The sequence below is a fragment of the Enterococcus gilvus ATCC BAA-350 genome, assembly GCF_000407545.1.
GTDB classification, from domain to species: Bacteria; Bacillota; Bacilli; order Lactobacillales; family Enterococcaceae; genus Enterococcus_A; species Enterococcus_A gilvus.
The window spans coordinates 1,584,260-1,610,854 of the sequence record NZ_ASWH01000001.1 but is presented as its reverse complement, the minus strand read 5'-3'; the positions used below and the strand labels follow the sequence as shown (position 1 = coordinate 1,610,854).

Annotated in this window: 27 protein-coding genes; 20 read left to right on the top strand and 7 right to left on the bottom strand. The window is 39.5% G+C overall.

Annotated elements, in window-relative coordinates; genetic code table 11:
- Window positions 1–186: 186 nt before the first annotated feature.
- The 4 genes from I592_RS07960 to I592_RS07945 all read right to left on the bottom strand — a co-directional run bounded on the left by I592_RS07960 (window position 187) and on the right by I592_RS07945 (window position 4,705).
- Window positions 187–2,070, bottom strand: a complete 1,884-nt coding sequence (locus I592_RS07960) for a heavy metal translocating P-type ATPase (protein ID WP_010780718.1) — start codon at window positions 2,068–2,070, stop codon at window positions 187–189.
- Window positions 2,071–2,389: 319 nt separating this feature from the next.
- Complete coding sequence (locus I592_RS07955) at window positions 2,390–3,223, bottom strand: undecaprenyl-diphosphate phosphatase (RefSeq protein WP_010780719.1); 834 nt, start codon at window positions 3,221–3,223, stop codon at window positions 2,390–2,392.
- A gap of 127 nt (window positions 3,224–3,350) precedes the next feature.
- A complete protein-coding gene (locus I592_RS07950) occupies window positions 3,351–4,055 on the bottom strand; it encodes a histidine phosphatase family protein (RefSeq protein ID WP_010780720.1) in 705 nt (234 codons plus the stop codon).
- A 23-nt stretch (window positions 4,056–4,078) separates the two neighbouring features.
- Window positions 4,079–4,705 carry an MBL fold metallo-hydrolase gene (locus I592_RS07945; protein WP_010780721.1) on the bottom strand — a complete coding sequence of 209 codons (627 nt, stop codon included), beginning with the start codon at window positions 4,703–4,705 and terminating at the stop codon, window positions 4,079–4,081.
- Window positions 4,706–5,012: 307 nt separating this feature from the next.
- Between I592_RS07945 and I592_RS07940 the strand changes: the two genes are divergently transcribed.
- Window positions 5,013–7,364 (top strand): helicase C-terminal domain-containing protein, encoded by a 2,352-nt coding sequence (locus I592_RS07940; RefSeq protein WP_010780722.1) that lies wholly within the window; start codon window positions 5,013–5,015, stop codon window positions 7,362–7,364.
- 150 nt (window positions 7,365–7,514) lie between these two features.
- On the opposite strand, the gene I592_RS07935 is transcribed toward I592_RS07940, so the two are convergent.
- Window positions 7,515–8,006, bottom strand: a complete 492-nt coding sequence (locus I592_RS07935) for a YajQ family cyclic di-GMP-binding protein (protein ID WP_010780723.1) — start codon at window positions 8,004–8,006, stop codon at window positions 7,515–7,517.
- Window positions 8,007–8,263: 257 nt separating this feature from the next.
- Here I592_RS07935 and I592_RS07930 point away from each other — a divergent pair, with 257 nt between their 5' ends.
- The 7 genes from I592_RS07930 (at window position 8,264) to I592_RS07910 (ending at window position 11,210) form a co-directional block, all read left to right on the top strand.
- The gene (locus I592_RS07930; protein ID WP_010780724.1) at window positions 8,264–9,163 is read left to right on the top strand and encodes a YitT family protein; all 900 of its coding nucleotides are present in this window, start codon (window positions 8,264–8,266) and stop codon (window positions 9,161–9,163) included.
- A gap of 95 nt (window positions 9,164–9,258) precedes the next feature.
- Complete coding sequence (locus I592_RS07925) at window positions 9,259–9,600, top strand: metal-sulfur cluster assembly factor (protein WP_010780725.1); 342 nt, start codon at window positions 9,259–9,261, stop codon at window positions 9,598–9,600.
- 74 nt (window positions 9,601–9,674) lie between these two features.
- Window positions 9,675–9,914: a hypothetical protein gene (locus tag I592_RS07920; protein ID WP_010780726.1), complete on the top strand. Its 240-nt coding sequence runs from the start codon at window positions 9,675–9,677 to the stop codon at window positions 9,912–9,914.
- A 79-nt stretch (window positions 9,915–9,993) separates the two neighbouring features.
- A complete protein-coding gene (locus I592_RS21960; protein ID WP_010780727.1) occupies window positions 9,994–10,383 on the top strand; it encodes a helix-turn-helix transcriptional regulator in 390 nt (129 codons plus the stop codon).
- A 41-nt stretch (window positions 10,384–10,424) separates the two neighbouring features.
- Window positions 10,425–10,580, top strand: a complete 156-nt coding sequence (locus tag I592_RS22330) for a helix-turn-helix transcriptional regulator (protein ID WP_244265163.1) — start codon at window positions 10,425–10,427, stop codon at window positions 10,578–10,580.
- 119 nt (window positions 10,581–10,699) lie between these two features.
- Window positions 10,700–10,897, top strand: a complete 198-nt coding sequence (locus tag I592_RS22325) for a WCX domain-containing protein (RefSeq protein ID WP_482779009.1) — start codon at window positions 10,700–10,702, stop codon at window positions 10,895–10,897.
- 13 nt (window positions 10,898–10,910) lie between these two features.
- Window positions 10,911–11,210 (top strand): YciI family protein, encoded by a 300-nt coding sequence (locus I592_RS07910; protein ID WP_010780728.1) that lies wholly within the window; start codon window positions 10,911–10,913, stop codon window positions 11,208–11,210.
- 31 nt (window positions 11,211–11,241) lie between these two features.
- On the opposite strand, the gene I592_RS07905 is transcribed toward I592_RS07910, so the two are convergent.
- Window positions 11,242–11,808: a hypothetical protein gene (locus I592_RS07905; RefSeq protein WP_010780729.1), complete on the bottom strand. Its 567-nt coding sequence runs from the start codon at window positions 11,806–11,808 to the stop codon at window positions 11,242–11,244.
- Between the two features lie 125 nt (window positions 11,809–11,933).
- Here I592_RS07905 and I592_RS07900 point away from each other — a divergent pair, with 125 nt between their 5' ends.
- From I592_RS07900 to I592_RS07875, 6 genes are all read left to right on the top strand, one after another.
- Window positions 11,934–13,469, top strand: a complete 1,536-nt coding sequence (locus I592_RS07900; RefSeq protein ID WP_010780730.1) for an ABC transporter permease/substrate-binding protein — start codon at window positions 11,934–11,936, stop codon at window positions 13,467–13,469.
- Window positions 13,470–14,423: an ABC transporter ATP-binding protein gene (locus I592_RS07895; protein ID WP_010780731.1), complete on the top strand. Its 954-nt coding sequence runs from the start codon at window positions 13,470–13,472 to the stop codon at window positions 14,421–14,423. It abuts the gene before it with no gap.
- 4 nt (window positions 14,424–14,427) lie between these two features.
- The gene (locus I592_RS07890) at window positions 14,428–15,753 is read left to right on the top strand and encodes a dihydrolipoyl dehydrogenase family protein (RefSeq protein WP_010780732.1); all 1,326 of its coding nucleotides are present in this window, start codon (window positions 14,428–14,430) and stop codon (window positions 15,751–15,753) included.
- 74 nt (window positions 15,754–15,827) lie between these two features.
- Complete coding sequence (locus I592_RS07885; RefSeq protein WP_010780733.1) at window positions 15,828–16,514, top strand: hypothetical protein; 687 nt, start codon at window positions 15,828–15,830, stop codon at window positions 16,512–16,514.
- Window positions 16,515–16,518: 4 nt separating this feature from the next.
- On the top strand, window positions 16,519–17,436 hold the full coding sequence (locus I592_RS07880; protein ID WP_010780734.1) for a sce7725 family protein: 918 nt from the start codon (window positions 16,519–16,521) through the stop codon (window positions 17,434–17,436).
- The gene (locus I592_RS07875) at window positions 17,420–18,079 is read left to right on the top strand and encodes a GNAT family N-acetyltransferase (RefSeq protein ID WP_010780735.1); all 660 of its coding nucleotides are present in this window, start codon (window positions 17,420–17,422) and stop codon (window positions 18,077–18,079) included. The genes I592_RS07880 and I592_RS07875 overlap by 17 nt, the downstream gene beginning before the upstream one ends.
- On the opposite strand, the gene I592_RS07870 is transcribed toward I592_RS07875, so the two are convergent.
- The gene (locus I592_RS07870) at window positions 18,059–18,601 is read right to left on the bottom strand and encodes a guanylate kinase (RefSeq protein ID WP_010780736.1); all 543 of its coding nucleotides are present in this window, start codon (window positions 18,599–18,601) and stop codon (window positions 18,059–18,061) included. The two genes, I592_RS07875 and I592_RS07870, sit on opposite strands and share 21 nt — an antisense overlap.
- A 67-nt stretch (window positions 18,602–18,668) precedes the next feature.
- Between I592_RS07870 and pbp4 the strand changes: the two genes are divergently transcribed.
- The 6 genes from pbp4 (at window position 18,669) to asnB (ending at window position 26,381) form a co-directional block, all read left to right on the top strand.
- Window positions 18,669–20,693 carry a penicillin-binding protein PBP4(5) gene (gene pbp4 / locus I592_RS07865; protein ID WP_010780737.1) on the top strand — a complete coding sequence of 675 codons (2,025 nt, stop codon included), beginning with the start codon at window positions 18,669–18,671 and terminating at the stop codon, window positions 20,691–20,693.
- A 55-nt stretch (window positions 20,694–20,748) separates the two neighbouring features.
- Entirely contained in the window at window positions 20,749–20,931 is a 183-nt protein-coding gene (locus tag I592_RS07860) for a hypothetical protein (RefSeq protein ID WP_010780738.1), read from the top strand.
- Window positions 20,932–21,135: 204 nt separating this feature from the next.
- Window positions 21,136–22,173, top strand: a complete 1,038-nt coding sequence (locus tag I592_RS07855; RefSeq protein WP_010780739.1) for a DUF1002 domain-containing protein — start codon at window positions 21,136–21,138, stop codon at window positions 22,171–22,173.
- Window positions 22,174–22,389: 216 nt separating this feature from the next.
- Window positions 22,390–23,238, top strand: a complete 849-nt coding sequence (locus I592_RS07850; protein WP_010780740.1) for a hypothetical protein — start codon at window positions 22,390–22,392, stop codon at window positions 23,236–23,238.
- Window positions 23,239–24,267 (top strand): hypothetical protein, encoded by a 1,029-nt coding sequence (locus I592_RS07845; protein ID WP_010780741.1) that lies wholly within the window; start codon window positions 23,239–23,241, stop codon window positions 24,265–24,267.
- A gap of 233 nt (window positions 24,268–24,500) precedes the next feature.
- Entirely contained in the window at window positions 24,501–26,381 is a 1,881-nt protein-coding gene (asnB, locus tag I592_RS07840; protein ID WP_010780742.1) for an asparagine synthase (glutamine-hydrolyzing), read from the top strand.
- Window positions 26,382–26,595 lie beyond the last annotated feature (214 nt).

The window sequence follows — 26,595 nt, the reverse complement described above, 5'->3', positions numbered from 1 at the left end:
TCTTATACGGTTATTTCCGTACAATTCAACATTACTCATTATACATAAAGCCGCTTTTCAATGCAATAAAATCGTGACAAGTTTTTTTCCTTAACAGAAAATAAATATATAAGAAGGCAACAGCGTTGATTCATGTGCCCGATTCTATTTTTATGAACAGAAGGGTATACCCGTCCGATCCGATTCTTAATTGGCTGATTTATATAATGGGCAAGCCGTGCATTTTGTCTCATCCAAGTGTTTCGGTTCTTTTAGAGGTAGGAGCATCCGCAACCCATTTATAATCACAAGTATCGTACTTCCTTCATGTCCGATCACGCCAAAGGGAAGAGTGAGAAATTGTAAGAAATTGCTCGCAATCAGCACACAAATGACGCTCAAGGAAAATAGGATATTTTGTCGAACGATGCGCTTCATTTTTTTGGCTAGACGATGACTGTACATTAATTTGGTCAAATCATTCTTCATTAGAACCATATCGGAAACTTCCATCGCAACATCGGTTCCTTCACCCATAGCAACCCCGATGCTTGCAGTCGCCAAAGCGGGAGCATCGTTGATTCCATCGCCAACCATTGCGTTGACGTGAAACGCCTTTTGCTGCTGTTTGACTAATTCTGTTTTATCAGCGGGCAGACAGCCGCTGTGATAATCATTTAATCCCAATTGATGGGCAATGTAACTGGCTGCTCCATAATTATCGCCGGTGAGCATGACGGTTTGCACGTCTTCCTCCTGAAAATAGTGGATGACCTCTTTCGTGTAGGGCTTAGGCAAATCCATCAATCCTACTAATGCGACGATCGTCTCATTGTTACTGAGGACGACCACGGTCTTTCCCTCATCATGCCACTGCTTGATCAAAGGATGCCTCTGCTCGTCTTTCGGTTTGCCCAACTGCCACCGTTCATCTTGATAACTTGCTTCTAAACCGAAGCCCGCCCGTTCTTCAATGGAGAGGTCGAGTGTCTCTTCATTTTTGAAAAACTTCGTAATAGCCGCTGCCAGCGGATGAGCAGATTGGCGTTCCATAGAATAGAAGAGCCGAGGAATCACTGGGTCTTCGTAAAATGTATGGTAATCCGTAACACGCGGTTTTCCTTGTGTCAGGGTTCCCGTTTTATCGAAGGATATGGCCCGCAAATCGGCGAGTTTTTCTATTGTTTTGCCAGATTTAAATAAAATCCCTTTCTTCGCTCCATTAGAGATCGTTGCCAGCGCTGCGGGAGTGGCAGAAGCGACTAACGCACAGGGGGAGGCTACGACTAATAACACCATGCCGCGATAAAAGCTCTCTGTCATACTCCAACTCAATACGAAATGGGTCAGTAGAATCATTACTGGTACGGTAATAAGAACAATTTTGACGTATACATTTTCAATTTGTTCAATGAATGTCGCTGTTGCACTTTTCTCATTTTGAGCATTTTCGACCAATCGCAATATTTGAGCGAATAACGTATTATTGCTTGTTTTTGATACTTCCAATGTAAATGGCTGACCTAAATTGATGGTTCCGCCAAAGGCATCATCATTGACCGCTTTTTCAACCGGAACAGATTCACCAGAGATAGCAGATTCATCGATTGACGAGGCATCGAGCATTCGACCATCAATCGGTACAGCTTTCCCCTTAGGCACAAACACAAGATCTCCCACTTGTAATTCTTCTACGGGAACTGTGAGGTGCTCACCCTCAACAATTTTCAACGCCTCATTGGGGGCAACATTCATTAGCGCGGTGATTTCTTTTGTGCTCTTATTGGTCGCATATTCTTCCAAGGCGCCACTCAAACAAAAAATAAACGTCAACATCGCACCCTCAAACCAATTACCGATCAAACAGGCACCGATTGCTGCTAAAGCCATTAATAAATCGACGTTTAATGTGCGATCCTGTAAGAGCTCACTGAAACCTTCAAAGGTTTGCTTCCATCCACCACAGATAATTGCCAAAACGAAAAAGAGTGGAGAAACAGGCAGGGAGAAGCCGCTTGAAATTTTTCCAATCATCAAAAATACGAAACAGAAAAGGGTAGAGAGAAAGGCATTACGTTCTTCTTTACTCATCACTTTTCCTCCTTTCTAAATACAAAGAAATCTATCAGAACCAATCACTCACAACTGATGAGATGTGCGGGCACTGTTTCTTTCAATTTCATAGTATCATAGCAATCCGCATAATTGATAATTTAAATCGCTAATTGAGAACGAAAGTAATTATCAATTACCATTGAGAATGACTATCATTAGCTTTTAAAATGTTTTTCCGCAGTATACCAACAAAAAAATGAAAATAAACGATAGTAATCCTTATTTAGAATAACTATCGTTTATTCAAGTGTCAGAAAAAAATTTGCAAAAAAAAAGACCTGCAAAAATACAGATCCTACATAGCGATCAGCCAATAGCCGATCAAGATGATACCCAGAACGATTCGATACCAGCCAAACACGGTAAAGTCATTCCGTTTAATATAATCCAATAAGAACTTAATCGCAATGATCGATACTACAAAGGCAGTGACCATGCCCACCAATAATACGATAATTTCTGAAGCACCAAAAGTGTTCCCATGCATCAAAAATTTAACGATTTTTAATCCACTGGCCCCAAACATGACGGGAATTCCAAGGAAGAAAGAAAATTCTGTTGCAACATAACGAGAGCTTCCGATAATAATTGCTCCCAGGATCGTCGCACCCGAGCGGGAGGTTCCAGGAATCAAAGAAAGTAATTGAAAGCCACCCACGATCAATGCGGCTTTATAGGTGAAATCATTTAAATTCGTGCATTTCGGTGTTTTATTTTTATTCATCCGTTCCACCACGATGAAGGCGATCCCGTAAACAATCAACATGATAGCAACTGGTAGAAATTTATGGAAATGTTCATCTAGAAAGTCATCTAACGGCAAGCCAATGACTGCTGCGGGTAAGCAGGCAATAATGACTTTGAACCACAATGTCCATGTTTCCTGTCTCTCTTTATGATTTTTACTAGGAGCGAAGGGATTCAATTTGCTGAAAAACAAGACAACTACGGCTAAAATCGCCCCCAATTGAATCACCACGTTGAACATTTCAATAAAGGCAGGACTCATATTCAGCCGGATGAATTCATCCGCTAATATGAGGTGTCCTGTGGAAGAAATTGGCAACCATTCGGTGATTCCTTCGACGATCCCAAGAATAATTGCTTTAAAAATATTGGCAATAAGCATGAAGTTATACGTCCTTTCAAGTTAATAACAATAATCAGTATACCGTTTCAGCTTTGAAAAGACCATCTAAAAATGGCTAAGCTTTTTTAAAGAAAAAAACTGCCAGCGCTTGCTGACAGTTTGCGAACTATGCTTCTGAATGATCAGAGATCGATTTTCCACGTTCCATATAGCTGATATCATTGATAGCGCGAATGGAGAATTCTCCATTTTCATAACGCAGACGATTGATACTGCCGTTCAACAAGTTGGCACGTACCGGCTGTTTTGAATCAATCAAGCTTAATAAGAAGGCGATCGTCAAACCATGGGAGACGATCAAAACATTTCCTCCGCCTTGTTTTTCACGGCTTTGAGCGATGTCTTCAAAACCATTCCATACGCGATCACGCAATGTTGAATAAGGTTCGGCCCAATTTGCGGTATCCGCTCCTTCGATCGCATTGGCGATTTCTTCAAAGCTGACATCTGTAGCAAACAGGTCATCTTCTGTTTTAAAATTCAGTACACGTGGCAAAACGCCCCACATTTCTGCATCGTAGGCGCCTTCTAAGGAGCCAAAGCACCATTCACGAATACGAGGATCGACGTGATAAGGAATATTTTTTCCTTCAGGGTGTTCATTTAAAAGAATTCGCATCGTTTCGATCGCTCTCCCAGAATCACTGGAGTATGCCTCTTCGAACTTTGTATCTTGCAAGCCCAAGCCGACGTAATGAATCCCGTCACGTCCGCTCTTTGTTAACGGTGTATCACACCAACCCTGCACACGAGCTAACGTATTGAACATTGTTTTACCATGTCGAACAATATAAAGATTTGTTTCTGCCATATTTATAACCTCCAAAAAGTTGATTAATTAAAGAATGGGTTTGTGTCGACCTCGCGACCGATCGTTGTTGCCTCGCCATGTCCTGGATAAGCCGGAAGCTCATGGGGAAGGGTAAACAGGTACGTTTTGATACTGTACAACAATTGTTGCATATCCCCCGTATACAAATCTGTGCGACCAATACTGCCTCGGAAAAGTGCGTCCCCTACAACGACAAAGTCATCAAAGATGAAACTGACACTGCCAATCGAATGACCAGGTGTCGGAACTACTTGAAAAGTCATACCGCCGATAGTGTATTCCTTCATTTCAAATTCGTATTCTGCTGGCTGAAGGATTAAATCCGGCATATCGTCATGACGTCCTAAACCAGAAAGATTTAAGATAGGATCGCCTAACCATTTTTGTTCTAGCGGGCTTACATACACTGGAATGTTGTAGTTATTCCGAATCTGTTCGACCGCCCCAATGTGATCGTAGTGAGTATGTGTTAATAAAATCGCTTGCGGTTTTTTTCCGATGCGGTCGATTTCTTTTACAAGTCGATCACCCTCTGAACCTGGATCAACGACCAATAAGTTTTTTTCATTATGAATCAAATAGCAATTTTCTTGCGCGATTCCGGTAACAAAGCCCTCGATTTGAATCATTATTTTCCTCCCTGAAGCACTAAAAGTAGTTTTCATTGACGTGATTTGTTTTACTAAAAGTCTCAAATGATTTTTTTCTATCAGTAATAAAACGCACGATCACTTAATTCTTCTCTATTATACCTTAAAAGTAAAAAAATTGTGGTTTCCCTGAACGATTTTGGCGATTCTGCTTCCTGCTTGTTATGGAAAGCTAGGATTGCCCAGCGTAGACTAACACTTGACGAGCTACCGAAAATCTTCTATGGTGAAAAAGCAAAACGATTTTAAATGATCGCATATGCAGATACAAGAACGAGGTGAGAAGGTGGCAGTAAAAAGAATCGCGATTCGTGAGTTAGTTGAATTCATCCTGCGCAGCGGGAGCATCGACGAAGGAAAGAATAGCAATCACACACCTCAAGAAGGTGCACGAATCCATCGCCAGCTACAAAAAGAAGGCGGTTCTGGCTACCAGAAAGAAGTCTGGTTGAAGAAACCCGTAGAAATTGCCGATACAGCCGTTCAAATAGAAGGACGTGCCGACGGTATTTATATAGAAGAAGATCACGTGTTTGTTGACGAGATCAAAACATCAGAGATACCCTTTGAGGAGCTGGAAGAAGGGATCATTGACCTTTATTTTTATCAAGCAATGGTTTATGCCTATATTTATAGTGAGCAAGAGAATCTCGCTGAAATCGGTACACGGTTAACCTATTTTCAAACAACAGAGGAGAAGATCACGCGACAAATTCGAACGTTCACTTTCGAAGAATTGGACGCTTTCTTCAACGATTTGATCAAACGCTATGAAAACTGGCTGGTATTTCAGATAGAGTGGCGGGAAACACGAAATAATTCTCTAAAATCCTTAGAATTTCCTTTCGATACGTATCGTGCGGGGCAAAGAGAGTTGGCTGCCGCAGTATACAAAACGATCCACGCGCAACAAAAGTTGTTTGTCGAAGCCCCCACCGGTACAGGAAAAACAATGTCCACCCTTTTCCCTACGTTTAAAGCAATGGGAGAAGGGTTGGGTGAAAGGATCTTCTACCTAACAGCAAAGACGATCACGCGCCAAGTGGCCGAAGAAACGGTTACTAAAATTACTAAAAACGATGAACGGGTAAAAAGTGTGACGTTGACCGCCAAAGACAAGATTTGCTTTTTGACGGAACGAAATTGTACTCCTGAGCACTGTCCTTTTGCGAAGGGCTACTATGATCGCGTCAACGATGGTCTATGGGATATGCTGAATAGTGAGGACCAGTACACACGCCCAGTAATTGAAAAATACGCGAGAAAGCATGAGCTTTGTCCATTTGAACTTTCGTTGGATGTGAGTCGTTTCAGCGATCTTGTTGTCGGTGACTATAATTATTTATTTGATCCAACCGTTTATTTGCGTCGTTTCTTTGAGGAAGAGAATAAATCAAATCTAGTGTTAGTTGATGAAGCTCATAACTTAGTCAATCGCTCGAAAGAAATGTACTCTGCCAGTATCTCAAGGGAATCACTCGCTCAGATGCAAAAGAATTTGGATACCTCTTTTAAAAAATTGCACAAAGCATTTACGCGAGTGGACAATGAATTTGAATTGATCCATCAATCATTGGATGGAGAAGCCTACCATCACCAGCAGGCAGCACCTGAAAATTTGATCAATAGTTTGTTCAAATTACAGGAGCAAATCAAAGAATGGCTAGCAGAGAATCCAGACAATCCGGCGCAACAGAAGATGCTGCCTGTTTACTTTGAAATTATACGCTTTACTCGTATGAGCGAATTTTATGACGATCATTATCAGACAACTGTTGAACATAAAAGCTATGATCTGATTGTCAAAGAGTATTGTATTGATCCGTCTTGGTTTTTAGAGCAGACCATGGATAAAGTTGGGAGCAGCATTCTCTTTTCCGCAAGTTTTTCACCATTGGATTATTACCAAGAAGTCTTAGGCGGAGGGGAAGAGAGTCTTACTTATCGCCTTCCGAGTCCTTTTCCAAATGACAATCGCCTAGTGATGGTGGATGCCAGTATTCAAACAACGTATCAAAGGAGAACGCAAAGTATTCCGAAAATCGCTGCCTCTATTGAAGGGTTGGTGAAAACGAAAACGGGGAATTACTTAGTCTTCTTCCCATCATTTCAATACTTAGATCAAGTAGCAGACTATTTCCATGAAGTATATCCAGAATATGCGATTCAAATTCAAGGATCAAAATTAAACGAAACAGAGCGAGAGGATTTCCTAGCTGCTTTTGTAACAAATCCAAAGAAAACATTGATAGGTTTTTGCGTATTGGGGGGGATTTTTTCTGAAGGGATCGATTTAGTCGGTGAACGATTGATCGGTACAGTCGTGGTCGGAGTAGGACTGCCTCAGGTAAATCACGAACAAGAGCTGATTAAAGAATATTATGACGAAAAACGCAATCAAGGATTCAGTTATGCCTACCAATTGCCAGGAATGAACAAGGTGATACAAGCAGCGGGGCGTGTCATTCGTACGATGGAAGATCGAGGGATCATTCTTCTCTTAGATCAACGCTACACAAATCCTCATTATCAAAGTCTTTTACCCGTTAATTGGTCAGACCGAAAAGTGATTTATGGACCAAATGAAGTGGAACGAATGGCAAATGAATTTTGGCAACAAGAAGTCAAAAGCAAATAAGAGATAGAAATATCGCAAGTGAAATGTTTGCCCCAACTCCTACTAAACTACTAAATAAATAGGCTGAATGATTCAATTACTATCAATAAAGGCAGTAAAGAATCATTCATCCTATTTTTTGTATCTCGTAAAAAATTTATTTCTTTATTACTATCGGTAGTTGATAAACTGAACATCGATCGGTAAATCGATTTCTTTTACTAAAGCAATTACTTGTTGGAGGTCATCTCTATTTTTTCCAGTAATTCTTAATTGGTCTTCTTGAATTTGCGCCTTTACTTTTACTTTGCTGTTTTTGATAGCAGTTGTAATTTTCTTGGCACTTTCTCTATCAATCCCGTTTACAAGTTCAGCTTGTTGTCGGGCGTTTCCTCCTAAGGCGTGCTCAGAAGTAGAGAATTGGATATTTTTTAACGGCACACCACGTTTGATCAGTTTACTAAACAGCACATCTTTCACTTGTTCGATCTTGTAGTCATCTTCAGCTTTAATCACTAATTGATTGCCTTCTAATGTAATGTCGAAGGTACTTCCCTTAAAATCAAAGCGATTTTTCAATTCCTTCAGGGCGATTTGAACCCCATTTTTGACTTCTTCCTTGTTTAACTCTGAAACAATATCAAAGCTCGCATCTTTTGCCATAGACATTCTCCTAATTTACTCCAAATACAGAATCATTCAACGCAATAATTTACAGGAAAACGTGTTTTTGTTTTAGAAAACAAATCCCTTCAGCAAATTAGGATGAATAAAATCAGTATCCGAAAGCTTTTTCTTTAGTTTATCAAAAAATGCTAAGAAAGCCATGATTATTCTCAAATAAGTGATTGAAAACGATTGATTAATATTCATGGAACCTGTTACTCTATTATAGGTTTGAATTAAAGGGGGAATATCGGATGCAGAAGGTTATGAATTATACATCCAAGGATTTGGCAAAAAAAATCCTTGTCATTTTATTTACTGGTTTGACCGGAGCGGTTGGTTTAAATCTTTTTTTGATCCCAGCAAATGTCTTTTCAGCAGGGATGACCGGGATCGCCCAAATTGCCGAGCACTTATTATCAAATGTAGGTTTATCTATCGACACCGGAATATTGATTTTTCTTCTGAATGTTCCAGTATTCGTCTTAGGATTCATAAGACTGGGAAAATCAGCAATGATTTTGAGCTTTGCAAATGTAATTTCCATGTCTTTTTTTACGACATTGGTTCCGGTCGGTCAAGTGACTGATAATGTGTTAATGAATGCGATCACCGGAGGGGTCATGCTCGGAATCGGTGCGGGCCTTTCGCTAAAATTTGGGTTTACGACGGGCGGCTTAGACGTCGTATCCTTATTATTATCTAAAACAACAGGGCGTACAGTTGGAAACTATATGATGCTCCTAAATGGTGTGATTGTAATAGTTGCTGGTTTCTTTTTCACTTGGGAGAGCGCGCTTTATACGATCATCACGATATTCACAATGAGTACTGTTGTCGACTATGTCCATACGAGTCATCAAAAAATGACGGCGTTCATCAATACTGGAAATAGTGCAGTCATGATTGAAGTCCTGAGCAGAGAATTATTGCGTGGGCTGACGGTAATTCCTGCGCGAGGAGGATTTAGCTCTACTGAACGAGAAGTCATCATGGTTGTTTTTACTCGTTATGAATTGTATACATTAAAACAAGTCGTCGCTGACGTAGATCCGAATTCATTTACTAATATCGTTGCAACAGATTCAGTTGTTGGTTCATTCTTGACCCAAGACGAACAGAATTTATTAAAAAAATCACAAATCGCTAAATAATAGTTCTTAAATGAGAATAAGAGGGATTCAATTCTCATTTACAAACACTAAAAGATAGAGTAAAATACTCTTGAAACTCGAAAGGAGTGGAACAAGTGGAAGAGAACACACAAAAATGGTCCGATGCAGAAGTAGCAGAGATTAAAGAAACTATTTTAACTGCTTTAGAATCAGTCATTGACCCTGAGTTAGGAATCGATATCGTTAATCTTGGTTTGATCTATGAAGTAGATTTTGAACAAACAGGAAACACGGTAATTAAAATGACATTAACGACTATGGGATGTCCATTGGCAGATATCTTAACTGATAATATTCAATCCGCTTTAGGCGAGATTCCAGAGGTCACGAATGTAGAAGTGAAGCTTGTTTGGTATCCAGCATGGACGACCGATAAAATGAGCCGTTATGCACGGATTGCTTTAGGTATCCGTTAATTAAATAAGATCGTAGTCTCCTCTTTCATTAAGAGGAGACTTTTTTGTATAATAATCGAAAGGAGTTGTTTAGGTTGGATAACTATGGACTAACTGACTATTTAGCTGCAAAAAAATCGTTACTGTCAACATTACACAAAATTGAGAAAGCGCTTATTTCGTTAGAAGAAAAACAATCTCTTGGGAAAAATAGAAAAGCACAAATTACCTTATCTGAAGAAAGAATCAAAGCGTTGAAGCTCTCCTTGTTATTGATTGATAAGGAAATCAGTAGACTGTCGCAAGACTGTCGCAAAATGAAGTGTAACTATTGATTACCTATTTTCTTTTTTTATATGACAGCTTGTTGTCGTATTACTGTTGATATAGTAGTCATCGAAAGGAAACAGGAAAATGCAGATCGAACGATTGATTAAACTGATTTTTTATCTTGTCAGGCACAAACGAGTCACTGCCAAAGAATTGGCAGAATATCTTGGTGTGTCGACACGAACGATTTATCGAGATATCACGACGGTGTCATTAGCGGGCATTCCAATTCTTTCAAAAAAAGGATTCGGAGGAGGGCTCTCGTTGATGGATGGTTTTACCTTAGATGAATCGTTCCTGACATCTGATGAAAAAATGTACGTCTATCAAGGACTTCAGATTCTCGATGCAGCAAACTATCCTGAGACGGAGCATGTATTAAATAAAATTGGCGCATTATTTAATCAGCCGCCGACAGAGGAATGGCTAGAGATTGATTTTAGCTACTGGGGCAGCGAAGAAACGGAAAAGTAACACTTTCCGAATTACGAAAAGAGATCACTGAAAAGCATCTTTTGACATTCGATTATTTTAATTCTGAATTAACGAGTTCTAAACGAAATGTCGAGCCGTTGCGCTTACTTTTTAAATCTCATGCCTGGTATATTGTTGGTTACTGTCATTACAGTCAAGCAATCAGAATTTTTCGGTTATCTCGTATGAAAAAATAATCGTTTTATCAAATACCTTTGAACGGTCATTACCTAATGATTTTTCCTTAAACACTAGGAAAGATGATACGGAGTGGATAAATTTTACGTTGCTTTTCTCAAAAAAAATAGCCCATCGATTGTTTGATGAATTTCACGAGCATCAAGTTCAACACCTTTCGAATGACGATTATTTGGTGAATGTTCAGTATCCATTGAGCGAATGGACGTATCTTAGGCTGTTGTCTTACGGTCCCTACGTTGAGGTTCTTGAACCTAAAGAAGCTCGTGAAGAATTGAGAATGCGGGCATTAAAAATCACAAAAATATATGAATAAAAGGAGGAAATGCATGAAGGAGTGGGTATACGTCATGATGATAAAAAAAACAAAGGAGTACCGGCGCTTAAACAAAGCTGGTGTCATTGAGCACGTTGAAAATTTGAGAAGTTTAGACGAGGAAAACCATATTGAGCTCGCTGGAGCATTCAAGGGTTATCCCGGAATGGCAGGTATGTTTGTTTTTAAGGCAGCTAGCTATGAAGAAGCAGAGGCACTTTGTCAAAAGGAACCATTGGTTGTCTTAGGATATGCTACGTATGAGCTGCATCGCCTACAACTAGCCACGAAGGAAAATAATTATCTATTATAAAAAAGAAACGACTTTAACGGTCGTTTCTTTTTTAAATGGCTTGAAAAAGGGCCAGCATGTTTTCAGTTCGAGTACGAGAGCGTTCATTCAATGTACTTAATTCTTCAGAAATCTCATCGTGTGATGCTTCTTTTAGCAACAGTAAACGATAAATCAAACGCAAATCTTGGCGACGAACTTTCGGGAAATGCTGCATCAATACTTGATTAAAATCAGCATTCATTTGATTGATGCCAAGCAATGGGTCTTTTTGAATGGTGTAATTGATCAAGTAGCGTTCAAAATCCTGTAATGCGGAGGCGGCTTTTTCAGGGACGAAACCGTTAGCCCAGCTTGCTGTCAATAAGATAAAGCTATCTTCGTCAGATAAATCTTTTTGAAACCCAATAATTGTAGCATTCAACACGTTTTCTTGCAATGCTTCAAAAACTGCGGGTTCATTTTGTTTGATTCGTAGGAAATAATTGGTAAACCCATCACTGTTTAATAGATTTAAGTCAATTGCCTTAAACCAATTGTAATGATGGGAATTTAAATAGGAATAGGTTTTTTCTTGCTTTTTACGTTGGATATTTTCCAATTCTTTCATTGTTTTCATCTTTTTATCGCTTCCTTTACTAAGAGATCTTTATTATTATACTACTTTTACTCAAGCCAATCTTTTTGTCTCCCTTTTTGATTAAGTTATACTGAGAACAGGTCATACTATTGAGAGGATAATTTATGAATGAATTAATCAATACATTTAGTGAAAGAAAAGAAGAGCTATTATCAGCAATTTTTGAACATTTAGCCATTTCTTTGAGTGCATTGTTGATTGCGATCGTCATTGCTATTCCATTGGCGATCTTGTTGAGTCAACGAAAAAAAATGGCGGAAGTTGTGTTACAGATAACGAGTATTTTACAGACGATTCCATCACTTGCGTTACTGGGATTGCTGATCCCTTTTGTTGGAATCGGTACAGTTCCAGCATTGATCGCATTGGTCGTTTATGCGCTACTGCCGATCTTCCAAAACACGTATATCGGTCTAGCAGAAATTGATCCTTCTATTGAAGAGGCTGCAGACGCTTTTGGAATGTCTCGTATGCGCAAATTGATGAGAGTAGAATTACCCATGGCAATGCCGGTCATTATTTCTGGTGTACGTACAGCACTAGTACTAATTATCGGGACAGCGACATTGGCTGCCTTGATTGGTGCCGGTGGTTTGGGTACGTTTATTTTACTTGGGATTGATCGAAACGATCCAAACTTGACTCTTATTGGGGCCATTAGTTCCGCATTACTTGCGATTATTTTCAGTACGCTGATCCGCTTTTTACAAAATCGCAGTGGGAAAGTGACTTTGATTACTCTTGGAATCATTTGTCTAAGTATTGGCGGCATTTTCTTTGCTCAAAGGAACCCCATCGGAACAGAAACAGTCACCATTGCCGGAAAACTTGGTTCCGAGCCAGATATTTTGATCAATATATATAAAGAGGTCATTCAGGATGAGGATTCTTCGGTCAATGTAGATTTGAAGCCAAACTTCGGGAAGACAAGTTTCTTGTTCAGCGCGGTAGAAAGCAATCAAATTGATATTTATCCCGAATTTACTGGAACCGTACTAGAAAGCCTGGTTAAAGTACCGAAGAATATGCCAGATGAATTGTCACCCGAGAAAACATATCAAGAAGCAAATAAATTATTGGATGCTCAATTCGACATGCGCCTATTGAAACCAATGGCGTATGAAAATACGTATGCTTTAGCGATGAAGAAAAGTGAAGCTGAAAAACGCGGTATAACGAAGATTTCCCAACTACAAGCGCAACAAGATCAACTAAAAGCCGGATTTACATTAGAATTTATTGACCGGCAAGATGGGTATCGCGGGATTCAAGAAAAATATGGAGTGAAGTTAAGCTCTGTACAAAGTATGGAACCAGCCTTGCGCTATCAAGCCATCAACAACGGGGATGTCGATGTGATCGATGCCTATTCAACAGATAGTGAGATTAAACAATATGACTTAGTGACGCTAGAGGACGATCTGCATCTTTTCCCACCTTATCAAGGAGCACCTTTGATGAAAAAAGATTTCGCTGATGAACATCCAGATGTTGTTAAGGCGTTGAACCGATTGTCTGGGAAAATCACCGAAGATCAAATGATCGAAATGAACTACCTAGTCAATGTGAAAAAAGAGCAGCCTGCGAAAGTTGCCCATGACTTCTTAGTGAAAGAGAAAATCATTGGGGAGGAGAAATAGATGGAATCGATTATAGAGTTTAAAGACGTAAGTAAAGAATTCGAAGGAAATGTTGTTCTAAAAGATTTAAATATCTCTGTTAAAAAAGGAGAGATATTTGTATTAGTTGGTCCATCTGGGAGTGGGAAAACGACTTCCTTAAAAATGATCAATGGATTGATCGAACCAACGAATGGCGATTTGTACTTCAAAGAGAAGCGAATCAAGGATTACAATATTCAAAAATTACGTTGGCAGATTGGCTATGTCCTTCAACAAATCGCGCTGTTTCCAACGATGACTGTCCGAGAAAATATCGAAGTCATCCCTGAAATGCTTGGATGGGATAAAGGTCGTCGTACGAAACGAGTGGATGAGCTGCTGAAGGAAGTCGATATGGACCCAGAATTGTTTAGAGATCGGATGCCTAGTGAATTATCAGGTGGACAACAACAACGAATTGGGATCATCCGTGCGCTTGCTTCAGAACCAGACATAGTTTTGATGGATGAGCCCTTCAGTGCACTTGATCCGATTTCTCGTGCAAGTTTGCAAGATCTTGTTTTGGAACTACATCGGAAATTAGGGAATACCGTGATCTTCGTTACACATAACATGAAGGAAGCAATGAAAATCGGCAGTCGGATCGCTGTGATGCATGAAGGAAAACTGATTCAGTGTGATACGCCTGAAGAGATTCAGAAACATCCTGCGAATCAGTTCGTGGAAGAATTCTTTGATGAAACCACCGACGAAGTGTATACCCAAACCTTAGAAGCGCTGTATAACGGCGGCTATTACCAGCAATCAGAAGTGGCTGATCCTACACTCACGGCATTGACCGTTGATACTAGCTTGAGCGAAGTTTTTGACTTGTTAGCTGGCCATGATGCTTTCGCCATGAAGCGAGAGGGAAAAATAATTGGGATAATCAATCGGAGTGATGTCTTCCGATTCTTGAGTCAGGAGGGATAAGGAAATGGAAAACTATGAAGTAATCGTGATCGGCAGCGGTCCAGCAGGAAATACGGCCGCCTATGCGTTAAAGGAACAAGGAAAAAAAGTTGCCATCGTTGAGTCTGATTTGTGGGGAGGAACTTGTCCGAACCGCGGATGCGATCCAAAGAAAATGCTAATGAGCGGTGTTGAAGCACAAAAAAGAATTGAAACAATGATCGGAAAAGGGTTCGAACAAACACCTAAAATCGTTTGGGAAGACTTAATGACTTTCAAGAGGAGCTACACCGACTCTGTTCCGCAAAATACGAAAGAGGGATTGGATTCGGCAGAAATTACACGTTATCAGGGGCAAGCTAGTTTTATTGATGCGCATAAAATCATTGTTGATGACCAAACCTTAACAGCAGATCAATTTTTGATTGCTACCGGGCAGCGGCCAGCGGTTTTGCCGATCGAGGGACAAGAGTTATTGCAAAGCAGCGCAGATTTCTTAGAACTCGAGCATCTGCCTAAACGAATTGCTTTTCTCGGTGCTGGATACATTGCTTTTGAATTAGCAATCATCGCAAATGCAGCCGGTTCAGACGTTCACATCATTCATCACAACGATCGTCCGTTAAAAGGCTTTGATCAAGAACTAGTCAGTGACCTGGTCGAGCATATGAAAGCTGATGGGATCACGTTCCATTTTAACGTGGACACAAAAGCAGTAGAATTGATGCATCCAAACTATCGTGTTACAGGAGAAGATTTTGAATTAATCACGGATATGGTGATCGGTGCTACCGGACGTATTCCAAATGTCGAAGGATTGAATTTAGAAAATGCCGGTGTCGAATATGACAAACGAGGCATAAAAGTCGACGATCATTTACGAACAACAAAACAAACGATTTTTGCTTGTGGCGATGTTGTAGCAAGATTCCAGCCTAAATTAACGCCAGTTGCTGGCTTTGAAGCAGGGTATGTCGTCGGCGCGATGAGTGATGAGCAAAAAGCCATCGAATACCCATTGATTCCTACCATCGTTTTCGGGGATCAGCGCTTGGCAAGGGTTGGTTTGAGCGAAAAGGAACTCGCTGATCATCCAGAGAAATACCATTCACAGACCACTGACTTGTCTAGCTGGTATACGTATCACCGGATTAACGATCAAGGAGCAAAAATAAAAATCGTTTACGATGAAGAAGAAAATATTGTAGCGATTAGTTGTCTCAGTCAGTTAGCAGATGAAGTGATCAATTATCTTTTAGTCATTTTAACGAAAAAAATGACACATGAAGAAGTTGAAAAATACATTTTTGCTTATCCAAGTCCAGCTAGTGATCTTTCATATTTTATTTAAAACAGAGGGTACCCTCTGTTTTTTTTTGTGGAGTTATGCTAAAGTTTACGAAAATACGTTCCCATGGTGAGAAAATGAAAACAACATTGACACAAAAAATCGAAAACGCACTTTACTATTATTGCATGGATCTTGGCGGGATTGTCGTTGAAGAGGTGACCATGCCTGATGAACAAGGAATCGTGGATACGCTGGCTTGTTTTTTTAAACCTGGTGAGATGGAATGGCGCTGTTATGAGCTAAAAATAACTAAAGCTGATTTTTACTCTAAGGCAAAATTATCTTTTATTGGACACTATAATTACTTCGTTTTGACTGAAGAGCTGTATCAGAAAGTCCAAGACGATATCCCCAAAGAGATCGGCGTTTTAGTCTATCGTCCCTATACTCAAGCAGAAGACCTACCCGCTGATGGAACATTTATTATCGCCAAAAAGCCAATGAAACGCGCGCTTCAGGTAGAGGAATCGGCATTAACGCAACGATTCATGGCCTCTTTGTTCCGAGAAGTCCGAAAAGCAAAACGGATGTCTTATGGGACAAGCTTTTTCTCAACGGAGCAGCTGTATAAGGAATTACGGCGCCGCTTGGATGAAAAGGATAGCTTACAGGAAAACAATTATTATCAGCGTTTCATCGAGGATGTCCAACAGGCGCGAATTGAAAGTCTTGAAGAGGAATTACGGGCATTAGAACAGGATTATGAATTTTTACGCCGAGAACGTCATGTTCGAAGTCGGCCGACTGAGCCATTGGAGTGAGTGAATGTACTATCCATACTTAAGAGGGAAACAGTTTGATTTATTAGCGGTCTCTACATTGATCCAGGAGAAACGTTGGTCGAGCAGAATCCGACCGATCATTGAACCTGTTAGAGATTCCCCTACACTGAAAAAAACACTTGAATTATTCGATAAAAAAGAGCTGATTTGTTATTTGATCATGAATCCGCAGGTTGGCACAGCAAAACTATTCGATGAAAAAAGATTCGATTGGCCGGTACAGGAAAATTCCAGCGTTAAAAAAGCAGAAATTATTACACAGGATAATCTTTTCCAGGGGGAACTGTATCTATTTAATAGTCATTCACCAAGAAAGATCGAAAAGCTAAAAACTAGCGACGATGCGTTATCTATTATCCCTGATCAGGGCAGATTTAGAGTTTTAGAAGTACCAAATAAAATATTACTCAGAGAAGCCTTTCAATCACAAAAAAATGTTGCAGATTATGGAGAAAAGATAGATGATTTTTATAGTGACGAGCATCTCTATTTAAGAACAAATTCAAAAGGTTTTAGTGATTATACTATTGAGGGCAGCCGCTATTTTGATAAAGGTGGACCTAGTCGTGCGATTGCTATACACATAAGCTATTTTGATGCGTATCTTAATTTAAGAGTAAAGCACTTTGTATCCGATAGTAATGAGAATGCACAAGATCAGGCAGGGAAGTTTTTTGAAGCATTGGAGAAATTTTCAGAGTGGTATTCGAGAAATCAAGATCAGTTGTTACTGACTTTAGGAATGGAAGAATTATTGCACTATCGGGAAATGAAAAAATTTCCGGGATTGGGCACAATTAAAAAGTGGTCCTTGGCGCATCACTTGGAATTGGTTGGCGCCTTTTTGGAAAAAGGAGAACATTGGCAGAGGGGATGGAAAACATATGGGATACGAAGATGAAGATTTTATTGTTAGACAAGCAAAACAAATGGGAGAACTCTTAGGTGGGTTTTTAGGGAAAAAAGATGCCAAAGCGATCTTGTCGTTTGGCGATGAAGCAAAGACAGATGAACCAACGCATCCCGCGTTTGTTTTGCGTCCAAGCACGTTGGAGGACATTCCTGCGATTAACGCAATCATTCAACAGGCAAAGAACTATTTGAAAGAGCAGGGGTCACCTCAATGGCAAGATGGTCATGAGCCTCATGAAGCTGTAATACGTGAAGACATAAGAAAAAAAGCCAGCTATGTACTGACTTTAGAGGAAGAAATCGTAGGTACTGTCGCATTAATTGCTGAAAAAGATCCTATTTATGAAGCAATTGAAGGCGAGTGGCAAGGAAACAACCCTTATGTTTCTTTGCATCATGTAGCAGTCACTCAAAAACACCGCGGAATGGGACTGGGGAAAGCGTTATTGGATTCAGCAATTAAACAAGCGCAATTTCTAGGTTATGGCGATGTTCGCATTGATACCTATCCAGCTAACCAGCCGATGCTGAGGTTGATTGAGAAGTGCGGATTTACCTATTGTGGAATGATCCATTTCCCATTTGAACATGGAGAACGAAAAGCATTTCAGTTACTTCAACGCCTGTCTTAGTTGGCTGAGCATACTATCTAGTGAGGTTTCGCCATCAATTTCAATTAGATTGGGAAACTTTTTTAAACGTTCTAAACTTTCCTGATCCTCTTGGAAAATCGCTAAACGACGTTCTAAGTCTCCGGCAGAAGCTCTTTTTTCTAGGCGAGTAATCATGGTTTCTCTAGAAATATTGATCCAAATTGGGACCATTTGTTCACCAAATACACGATATAAATTAATAAATCCTGTCGTTGTGATGGGATCGTAGCAGTCACCGATCGCTAAAGCCTCGCTTAACGTTGACTTGGCAATGCCGTAAAAGTGGTCGTCATAAACATCATATTCAGCAAATTGATCGTGATTGACCATTTGCTTAAATTCTTTTTTCGAAACAAAATAATAGTCGCGGCCGTGTTCTTCATTTTCACGAGGAGCACGTGTAGTGTAAGAAATAATTTTTTGCTCTGGATTAAAGGCTTTTTCGGCTAATGTGGTTTTTCCAGAACCACTTGGTCCAATAAATAAGTAACAATGATTCATAAAGTAACACGTCCTTTTTTACAGTATAAAGAAAGAGGACAAAAGATGCTAGGGAGGGAACTCTTTTATGGAGAGAAGCACACGTAAGAAACAGAAAATGAACAAATGGCCAATCATTATTATCAGTATCCTTGTATTACTCGTAGTTGGATTTTTTGGAGCCCGCGCCTACCAAGCGAGTCAAGTGAAAAAGCAAGGCCAAGAAACAGTAGAGGCTTTTGTTAAAGAGTTAAAAAAAGGGAATTATAAAGAGCTAACAAATAATTTAAGTGCGGATTCACTGAAAAATAGTGGTTATACAAAAAAAGAAGTAGAGGAAAAATACCAATCAATTTATTCGGGAATCAATGCGTCCAATATTAAAATGAATGATCTGAAGGTAGAAAAAAAAGGCGGGGATCTTCAATTTTCTTATAACTTATCCGTTAATACTGGATTTGGACAATTAAAAAACCAACAATATTCTGGAACATTAACAGACGGTGGAAAAGAAATCAATTGGAAGCCAAACTTAATTTTCCCTGGTATGTCTGGTAAGGATAAAATCAATTACTTAGTTGATCCTGCAAAGCGTGGTGAAATTCTCGATCGGAGTGGGCAAGGTCTTGCGACCAACGGGACAGTGTTCCAATCAGGGATCGTGCCTAAAAACCTTGGCAGTGGAGAAGAACGTACTGCGAAAATTGATGCGATCGCTAAAAGCTTAGACCTAACTGCTAAAGATGTGGATGCCGCTTTATCTCAAGGGTGGGTGCAGGAAGACTTTTTTGTCCCTTTGAAAACGACTGCGGAGGCGCCTAAAGAAACGCCGGATGGTTTAGAAGTCAAAGAAACGACCGGCCGTACGTATCCGTTAAAAGAGGCCGCAGCTCAATTGATTGGCTATGTCGGCAAGGTTACCGCAGAGGATATGAAGAAAAACGATGATCTTGCCAGCGATAGTTTGATTGGTCGAAGCGGATTAGAAATGGCCTTGGATAAACAGCTAAGAGGAAAAGATGGCGGCTCTTTGGCAATTACAGATAAAGATGGAAAAGAAAAGAAAGTGCTGCAGACAATTGAAAAGAAAGATGGCGAGAACATCAAACTGACCATCGATAGCCGTGCACAACAGATTGCCTACAACGGATTAAATGGTCATGCAGGTTCAAGCGTTGTTATGGCACCGAAAACAGGCGATCTATTGGTTGCTGCCAGTTCGCCAAGTTTTGATCCTAATAAAATGACCAATGGTATTAGCCAATCGGATTATGATGCGTATAGTAATGATAAAAACCAACCCTTTATGAGTCGCTTTGCCACGGGGTATGCACCTGGGTCAACATTTAAAACAATCACGGCGGCGATAGGATTGGATGCTGGAACGTTAAACCCTAATGAAGAATTGGCGATTAACGGATTGAAGTGGCAAAAGGACAGCTCTTGGGGTTCTTATCAAGTCACACGGGTCTCAGATGTTAGTCCTGTGAATTTAAAAACGGCATTGACTTATTCTGACAATATTTATATGGCTCAAGAAACACTAAAAATGGGCGAAAAAACATTCCGTGAAGGCTTGAATAAATTTATCTTTGGAAAAGCGTTAGATGTACCGATCGCCATGGATAAAGCACAGATTTCCAGCAAAGAGAGTTTTGACTCAGAAATATTATTAGCAGATACAGGATATGGACAAGGCCAGTTGCTATTGAACCCTATTCAACAAGCGGCTGCCTACTCCGTCTTCCCAAATAAGGGAACGATGGTGTATCCAAAGCTACTTGCTGATAAGGAAACGAAGAACGAGAAGGATGTCATTAAAGCAGAGTCGGCAGAAACGATTACAGGAGACATGCAAGCCGTTGTAAGTGATCCGAATGGGACAGCTCATAGCTTGGCAGCATTGAATATACCGTTAGCAGCAAAGACTGGGACTGCTGAAATTAAGCAAAAGCAAGATGAAAAGGGACAAGAGAACAGCTTCTTATATGCTTTTGATCCCGAAAAGCAAAATTATTCTGTGTTGGAATTTTTAGAGAACAAACCAGAAGGTACTTCCGCGACAGATCTTTCTAAAGACTTGTTGACTTACTTAAACCAAACCTATCAATAAAATACTTGTCTGAATGACCGATGCTTGGTAAGATATCCAAGAAGGACGGTGTCTTATGAACAAGCGACAACGAAAAAAACAAGCCTATAAACAATACATTCGGGCAATTTTCGAAGGGTATGAAAAAATGCTGGAGGATTCTAGTATTAAGGAATTACACTTCACTTATTTAAAAGAAACGACATACTTAGAACGTGACGATCAGGACAAGATTCATTTCACGACTAAGGAAAAATAGGTTTTAAAGAACTTTCCAATTATTTGTGTTGGAAAGTTCTTTTTTGTAAAGCATAACTAACCGGCAGATGCCTCCTACCTTAGACTGAGTAAAATATTAAGAGAGTTTAAGGTTGGTAAATAATTGCTTAAAGAAAAGGTTCTGATTAAGCAAAAGAATGAAAATCAGCTAGAATATGACTATCAAGATACAGGAGGCACGATAATGAAATTATATAAATACGCAATATTAGCAGGCATAGGACTATCATTGGGCGTTGGAATGTTCAAGCAAACAACTGCCCATGCAGAATCCAATGATGGTGCAATCAATGAGCGTTGGGGCAAACCAACCTTTGTGGCCGGAGCTGGATTAAATCAACAACAACTAAATGAAACAATGAATAAATTAAGCATCAATCAAACGAACGTGAAGATGGAAACTGCCACAGGAGCAGATTTAGTCAAATACTTAGGCTATGGCAGTGGGGATGACAGCGTGATGTTGAGCTCGGTAGTTGTCAATCGCGAGGATCAAGGGAAAGGAATCGATGTTCAAATTTTGACCCCGCAAAACATCACACAAATTACGGCCGATCAATACAAGAATCCTCTGGTTACAGCAGGGATCACTGATGCGACCGTTAAAGTAGCCAGTGTGGTAAAGGTAACGGGAGAAAGTGCTTTGACGGGCGTTTATAAAGCCTTTGAGTCAAATGGGGAAACCGTTGATCCGCAACGTGCTCAGCTGGCACAAACTGAATTGGACACGACCTCGGATGTCTCACAATCTGTCGTGAATAAAGCCAATGAGCAAAGCCAAAATCAAAACTTATCAGACAGCGAAAAGGAAAAGGCGGATGAAGCATATAAGGCGCAATTAAATCAGACGTTGGTCGATATAAAAAAAGAGCTTGCTGATTTGAAAGAGAAGCAAGGTGAATTAGCGACAAAAGCTGATGTTGAAAAAATCGTCAATGATGCACTGGAAAAAAATAATTTGTCTCAATACGTCACAAAGGACGACATCAATAAATTGGTTGGATTGGCTCAAAAATACCAAACAACAGACGGTGTCTTAGATAAAGAATCTATCGAACAATTGGACAAAATCAGCAGCGATTTTAAAGGAACAGTCAATAAAGTATCGGATCAATTAGGGAAGTTTGGAGATTCCTTAAAGGGGACGTTGGAAGACAATCAAGGATTCTTTACAAATCTATGGCAACAAATCAAAGGATTTTTTAGTGGATTAACAAATTAATTAAAAAGATTGTGTCATTTTTTAACAAGGACACAATCTTTTTTTACTTTCTCTAACAGTTTATACTTATCATTACGGTCATGCTAGGGTAAAATGGAGGAGTGGGTTTCAATTCTAACATGAAAATGGCGCTTCATTTCTGTTTCGAATTGAATCAAGAATAAATATGGTAATATTTATTATATTATTAATCAAAAAAATAAAGGAGGGTCTTAGATGGAGACTCCAGAAAAACAGGAAGAACTTCAAACTGATACATCCTTCGATTCAGTGAAGGAATCTGCTTCCGATGTGTTAGGTGGGTTGATGGGGCAGATCAAGCGATTAGAAGAGGCAATGAAAGCCGAGCACATGGGCGATGTGTATCAAATATATTGGAATGAACTGCCTCCTGCAATTCAACAATCAAGCAATACCAATCATGAAATTGATAATTTCTTGACAAGTAAATTGGATCAGGAGATTCAACGGACGTTCCCATTTATGATCATGCGGGATGTCGTCTCTCCTATTTTGTTAAATTATCAAATGGGCAGTTACTATCGAGATCGTGCAGTACTGCAAGTAGATGCCACACAACCGACGATTAAAATACTCCCTGAAATTCGCGAACAATGGGAACGCGTTTTAAAAGGAGAGTACAAAGAGCGCTTAACTGAGCTTGAAAACCAACAAGATGATTTTGATGCAAAAACGATCGCTGCGCAATCTGAATTGCGAGAACTGAGCGGGAAAATTGCGCATCAGGAAAAACTTAAAGCAGAGCTAGAAGAATCAAAAAGCTTCATGAACCGGAAAAAGATCGAAGAAGAGATTGACGAGATCAATGATAAGCTCGTTGATTTAAAACAACAACGCGGTCAATGGACACCGTTTGTTGGAGATCAATTGTCCGGGGAATCGAAAAAAATCGAAATTAAAAATCGAATTGCGGACCTTTCTTTAGAACAAGCTATCGCACTAAAAGAATTGCGTATAATCAAGAAACGATTTGGTGGATTAGAAGAAATGGATGCTGCACTGGAGAACTTTATCCATGATTTTTTAACTAAGGGGGCGGAATAAATGACTGAAGAAAAAAACAAAATCAATCAAATCTATGACACATTAGTCGATTCCGAGGAGCCCGGGTTGAATATTAAAGAAAAAGAGATTCTCCATCCTGAAGACAGCAACGGTGAAGCAGCCGAGGAATTCAAATCCTCGCCTCAAACGAAGCCTATGAGCGATTCATCCTTGAATTATTACGATAACCGTGAAGAAAATTATCAAGATCTATTGAACTTGATTGATGATGCGGAAAAAGAGATTGCTGATTTGAAATTCAGAAAGGTTTTGATGGAATCTGATTTTCCTACATTACTTGATTATTTTAAGAAAATTTTTATTGAAGAATCACTTTCTGCTTCAGCGATCGCTAAGGGCGCGCTGCTGGAATATTTCACCTTTGAATTGATCAAACCGTTGCAGAACCATGAATTGCATCTTTCCACAAATGAATTTTCAACTTGGGAAAGCAAACATTTTAATCTTTCTTATCGGTTGACCAGTACAAATGAAATCAATTTTAGTTTCATGATGCCGACGTCTGATGGCAGATTCCGCAGTGAAAAGATCAAATTGATGGAAGTATATCCCGCGACCATGAGCGTTCGCGTTCTTAATGATGCGGTTTTAACTTTACTAAAAGATTGCTACAACAAACATATTTATACGAGTGGTCAAAATTCAATGTTCAGTCGTGAGATGAACGATGTCATGGCTCATATGAAGGACCTTGGGTTTGATTTTGACGAAAATCTATTAGACAACAGTCAGCCGCTAGATGTTGCTGTAGATCTTCACCATACGACACCGACCGATGTATTGGACAAAATTTTCATTACTACGATGAACAATGAAAATTATGATTTCAAAAAGATCGATGAAACCAGTTACTTGATTGTTTTAGATGGCAATCAGACAGTAACGATCAACCAAAACAACGAAAATCAGGTGAGCAGTTTGAAATTGAACACCGATCGAAAAAATAAATCCTTGATTGAGTTTTTTGGGAGCTATCCATTCTTAGTTCCGTTGACGATCACTGATTAAATCGAAATGAAACAACGAGTGTTGCGCCAAATAAAAATTGGTGCAGCACTTTTTTGTGTTTCTCTTTTATAAAGAGTGAGAAATAAGTATTTCCCTTTGGAAAAAATTAATTTTTAATGGTGTTTTTAAAGGGAAATTGCGTCAACTCGTGAAACTAATTTAATCCTATGATATACTTTGAAAGTTGATATGAAAGAGTATCAGTTTACCATGTTTGAAAGAGGGTAGAGATTGTGTGTGGAATTGTAGGATTTATTGATCGTTCAAATACAACGCAAAAAGAACAAATTGTTAAAAATATGATGGATACGATTGTTCACCGTGGACCAAATAGTGCGGGACAATTTATTGATGAAGGGGCCGCTCTGGGTTTCCGTCGTCTGAGCATCATTGACCTTGAAGGTGGGACGCAGCCAATCAAAAATGAAGATGAGACGAAAATCATCACATTCAATGGTGAAATCTACAACTATCAAAGCATTCGTGAAGATCTGATTGCTAAAGGACATATTTTTACAACGCATGCTGATACAGAAGTATTATTACATGGGTATGAAGAATACGGAGTGGATTTATTACAAAAAATCCGTGGAATGTTTGCCTTCGTGATTTGGGATACTAAAAAACAAGAACTTTTCGGTGCCCGTGATCATTTTGGGATCAAGCCGCTTTATTATGCTTTGATGAATGGTACGTTTATGTACGGTTCTGAGATCAAGAGCTTTTTACAACACCCAAATTTTGTGAAGGAACTAAATAAGGAAGCTTTGAAGCCATACATGACCTTCCAATATTCTGCTTTGGATGAAACTTTCTTTAAAAATGTTTACCGTATCAAAGAAGGACACTACTTCATTTATAAAGATGGAAAATTAGACATTCAACAATATTGGGACGTGAAAGAACAAGAAACGACTATGACGCTGGAAGAAACGGTTGAATTGATTGATGGTACGGTTGTGAAATCAGTCGAAGCTCATCGAATCGCAGACGTTGAAGTTGGCTCCTTCTTGTCTTCAGGTGTTGATTCGAGTTATGTTACTGCTGTCTTGAGACCAGAACATTCCTATTCGATTGGTTTTGGCGACAAGTCTTATAATGAATCAATCGAAGCAAAGAAATTAGCTGATTTGATTGATTTAAACAATACGTCTCGCGTCGTTACTGGAGACGAAGCGTTTGAATACTTCCCATTGATCCAATATCATTTGGATGAGCCAGACTCAAACCCTTCGTGTGTCCCATTGTATTTCTTGGCAGAACTTGCTAGTCGAGATGTACGTGTCGCACTAAGTGGTGAAGGGGCAGATGAATTATTTGCTGGTTATCAGGCGTATGGGATGAATACGAAGTCAAAAGCAGTGAAAGTCGTTGCTGAAGGATTGAAAAAATTACCAAAGGGCATGCGCTACTCGATCGCTAAGGGATTAAAAGGCAAAACCTTTAAAGGTGCGTTGCACTTGTATACCTCTTTAGCACCGGCCGAAGAATTCTTTATTGGTCAAGCCAAAGTCTTTGAAGAAGACGAAGCAGTGGCATACTTGCAACCAGAATTCCAGCAAAGTCCTACGATCAAAGACATCGTGGATGTGCATTATGAAAAAGTTCAGGACATGTCTGAAATCAAAAAAATGCAGTATCTAGATATGCACCAATGGATGCCAAAAGACATTTTATTGAAAGCTGATAAATTATCCATGGCTAGCTCTTTGGAAGTTCGGGTACCATTATTAGACAAAGAACTAATGAAGGTGTCTGAAATCGTTCCTACAAAATATTTGATCAATGCTGAAAATACAAAATACGCATTCCGTCAGGCTGCTGCGCGTCATTTACCAGAAGAATGGTACAATCGTGAAAAACTTGGCTTCCCAGTTCCTATTAAAGACTGGTTGCGTGAAGAGAAATATTACAAGGTCGTACGTGACGTGTTCACTCAAGAGTTTGTAAAAGAATTCTTCGATCAAGAAAAAATCGTGAAACTATTGGATGACAACTTCGCTGGAACAGCGGATGGCCGTCGTAAGATTTGGACGATCTATACCTTCTTGACATGGTACCAAGTATACTTCATCAATAATGGGCTAAAACCAGTACCGGCAACGATCGTGTAAAGCTTCAGCCAATTTGACAAATTTAATTTGTCACGTTAGACTGATTATAAGGAAACTTAATAATCATTATGAGGTGTCTTGGTGAGTGTAATTATTTAATTTGGAGTAACTTAATAGCGAAAAATTTCTGTTCGTACAGGTTTATTTCGCGTGCCAAATTAGATGATACCTATCAACGCTGCTGATATTGAACTCAAGCTGTGAAGAGGAATCT

What these genes read in the sequence shown, in the direction of transcription:
- I592_RS07960 (WP_010780718.1), bottom strand. Translation starts at nt 2,070, where the DNA reads ATGAGTAAAGAAGAACGTAATGCCTTTCTCTCTACCCTTTTCTGTTTC.
- I592_RS07955 (WP_010780719.1), bottom strand. Translation starts at nt 3,223, where the DNA reads ATGCTTATTGCCAATATTTTTAAAGCAATTATTCTTGGGATCGTCGAA.
- I592_RS07950 (WP_010780720.1), bottom strand. Translation starts at nt 4,055, where the DNA reads ATGGCAGAAACAAATCTTTATATTGTTCGACATGGTAAAACAATGTTC.
- I592_RS07945 (WP_010780721.1), bottom strand. Translation starts at nt 4,705, where the DNA reads ATGATTCAAATCGAGGGCTTTGTTACCGGAATCGCGCAAGAAAATTGC.
- I592_RS07935 (WP_010780723.1), bottom strand. Translation starts at nt 8,006, where the DNA reads ATGGCAAAAGATGCGAGCTTTGATATTGTTTCAGAGTTAAACAAGGAA.
- I592_RS07930 (WP_010780724.1), top strand. Translation starts at nt 8,264, where the DNA reads ATGCAGAAGGTTATGAATTATACATCCAAGGATTTGGCAAAAAAAATC.
- I592_RS21960 (WP_010780727.1), top strand. Translation starts at nt 9,994, where the DNA reads ATGCAGATCGAACGATTGATTAAACTGATTTTTTATCTTGTCAGGCAC.
- I592_RS07910 (WP_010780728.1), top strand. Translation starts at nt 10,911, where the DNA reads ATGAAGGAGTGGGTATACGTCATGATGATAAAAAAAACAAAGGAGTAC.
- I592_RS07905 (WP_010780729.1), bottom strand. Translation starts at nt 11,808, where the DNA reads ATGAAAACAATGAAAGAATTGGAAAATATCCAACGTAAAAAGCAAGAA.
- I592_RS07900 (WP_010780730.1), top strand. Translation starts at nt 11,934, where the DNA reads ATGAATGAATTAATCAATACATTTAGTGAAAGAAAAGAAGAGCTATTA.
- I592_RS07895 (WP_010780731.1), top strand. Translation starts at nt 13,470, where the DNA reads ATGGAATCGATTATAGAGTTTAAAGACGTAAGTAAAGAATTCGAAGGA.
- I592_RS07890 (WP_010780732.1), top strand. Translation starts at nt 14,428, where the DNA reads ATGGAAAACTATGAAGTAATCGTGATCGGCAGCGGTCCAGCAGGAAAT.
- I592_RS07885 (WP_010780733.1), top strand. Translation starts at nt 15,828, where the DNA reads ATGAAAACAACATTGACACAAAAAATCGAAAACGCACTTTACTATTAT.
- I592_RS07880 (WP_010780734.1), top strand. Translation starts at nt 16,519, where the DNA reads ATGTACTATCCATACTTAAGAGGGAAACAGTTTGATTTATTAGCGGTC.
- I592_RS07875 (WP_010780735.1), top strand. Translation starts at nt 17,420, where the DNA reads ATGGGATACGAAGATGAAGATTTTATTGTTAGACAAGCAAAACAAATG.
- I592_RS07870 (WP_010780736.1), bottom strand. Translation starts at nt 18,601, where the DNA reads ATGAATCATTGTTACTTATTTATTGGACCAAGTGGTTCTGGAAAAACC.
- pbp4 (WP_010780737.1), top strand. Translation starts at nt 18,669, where the DNA reads ATGGAGAGAAGCACACGTAAGAAACAGAAAATGAACAAATGGCCAATC.
- I592_RS07860 (WP_010780738.1), top strand. Translation starts at nt 20,749, where the DNA reads ATGAACAAGCGACAACGAAAAAAACAAGCCTATAAACAATACATTCGG.
- I592_RS07855 (WP_010780739.1), top strand. Translation starts at nt 21,136, where the DNA reads ATGAAATTATATAAATACGCAATATTAGCAGGCATAGGACTATCATTG.
- I592_RS07850 (WP_010780740.1), top strand. Translation starts at nt 22,390, where the DNA reads ATGGAGACTCCAGAAAAACAGGAAGAACTTCAAACTGATACATCCTTC.
- I592_RS07845 (WP_010780741.1), top strand. Translation starts at nt 23,239, where the DNA reads ATGACTGAAGAAAAAAACAAAATCAATCAAATCTATGACACATTAGTC.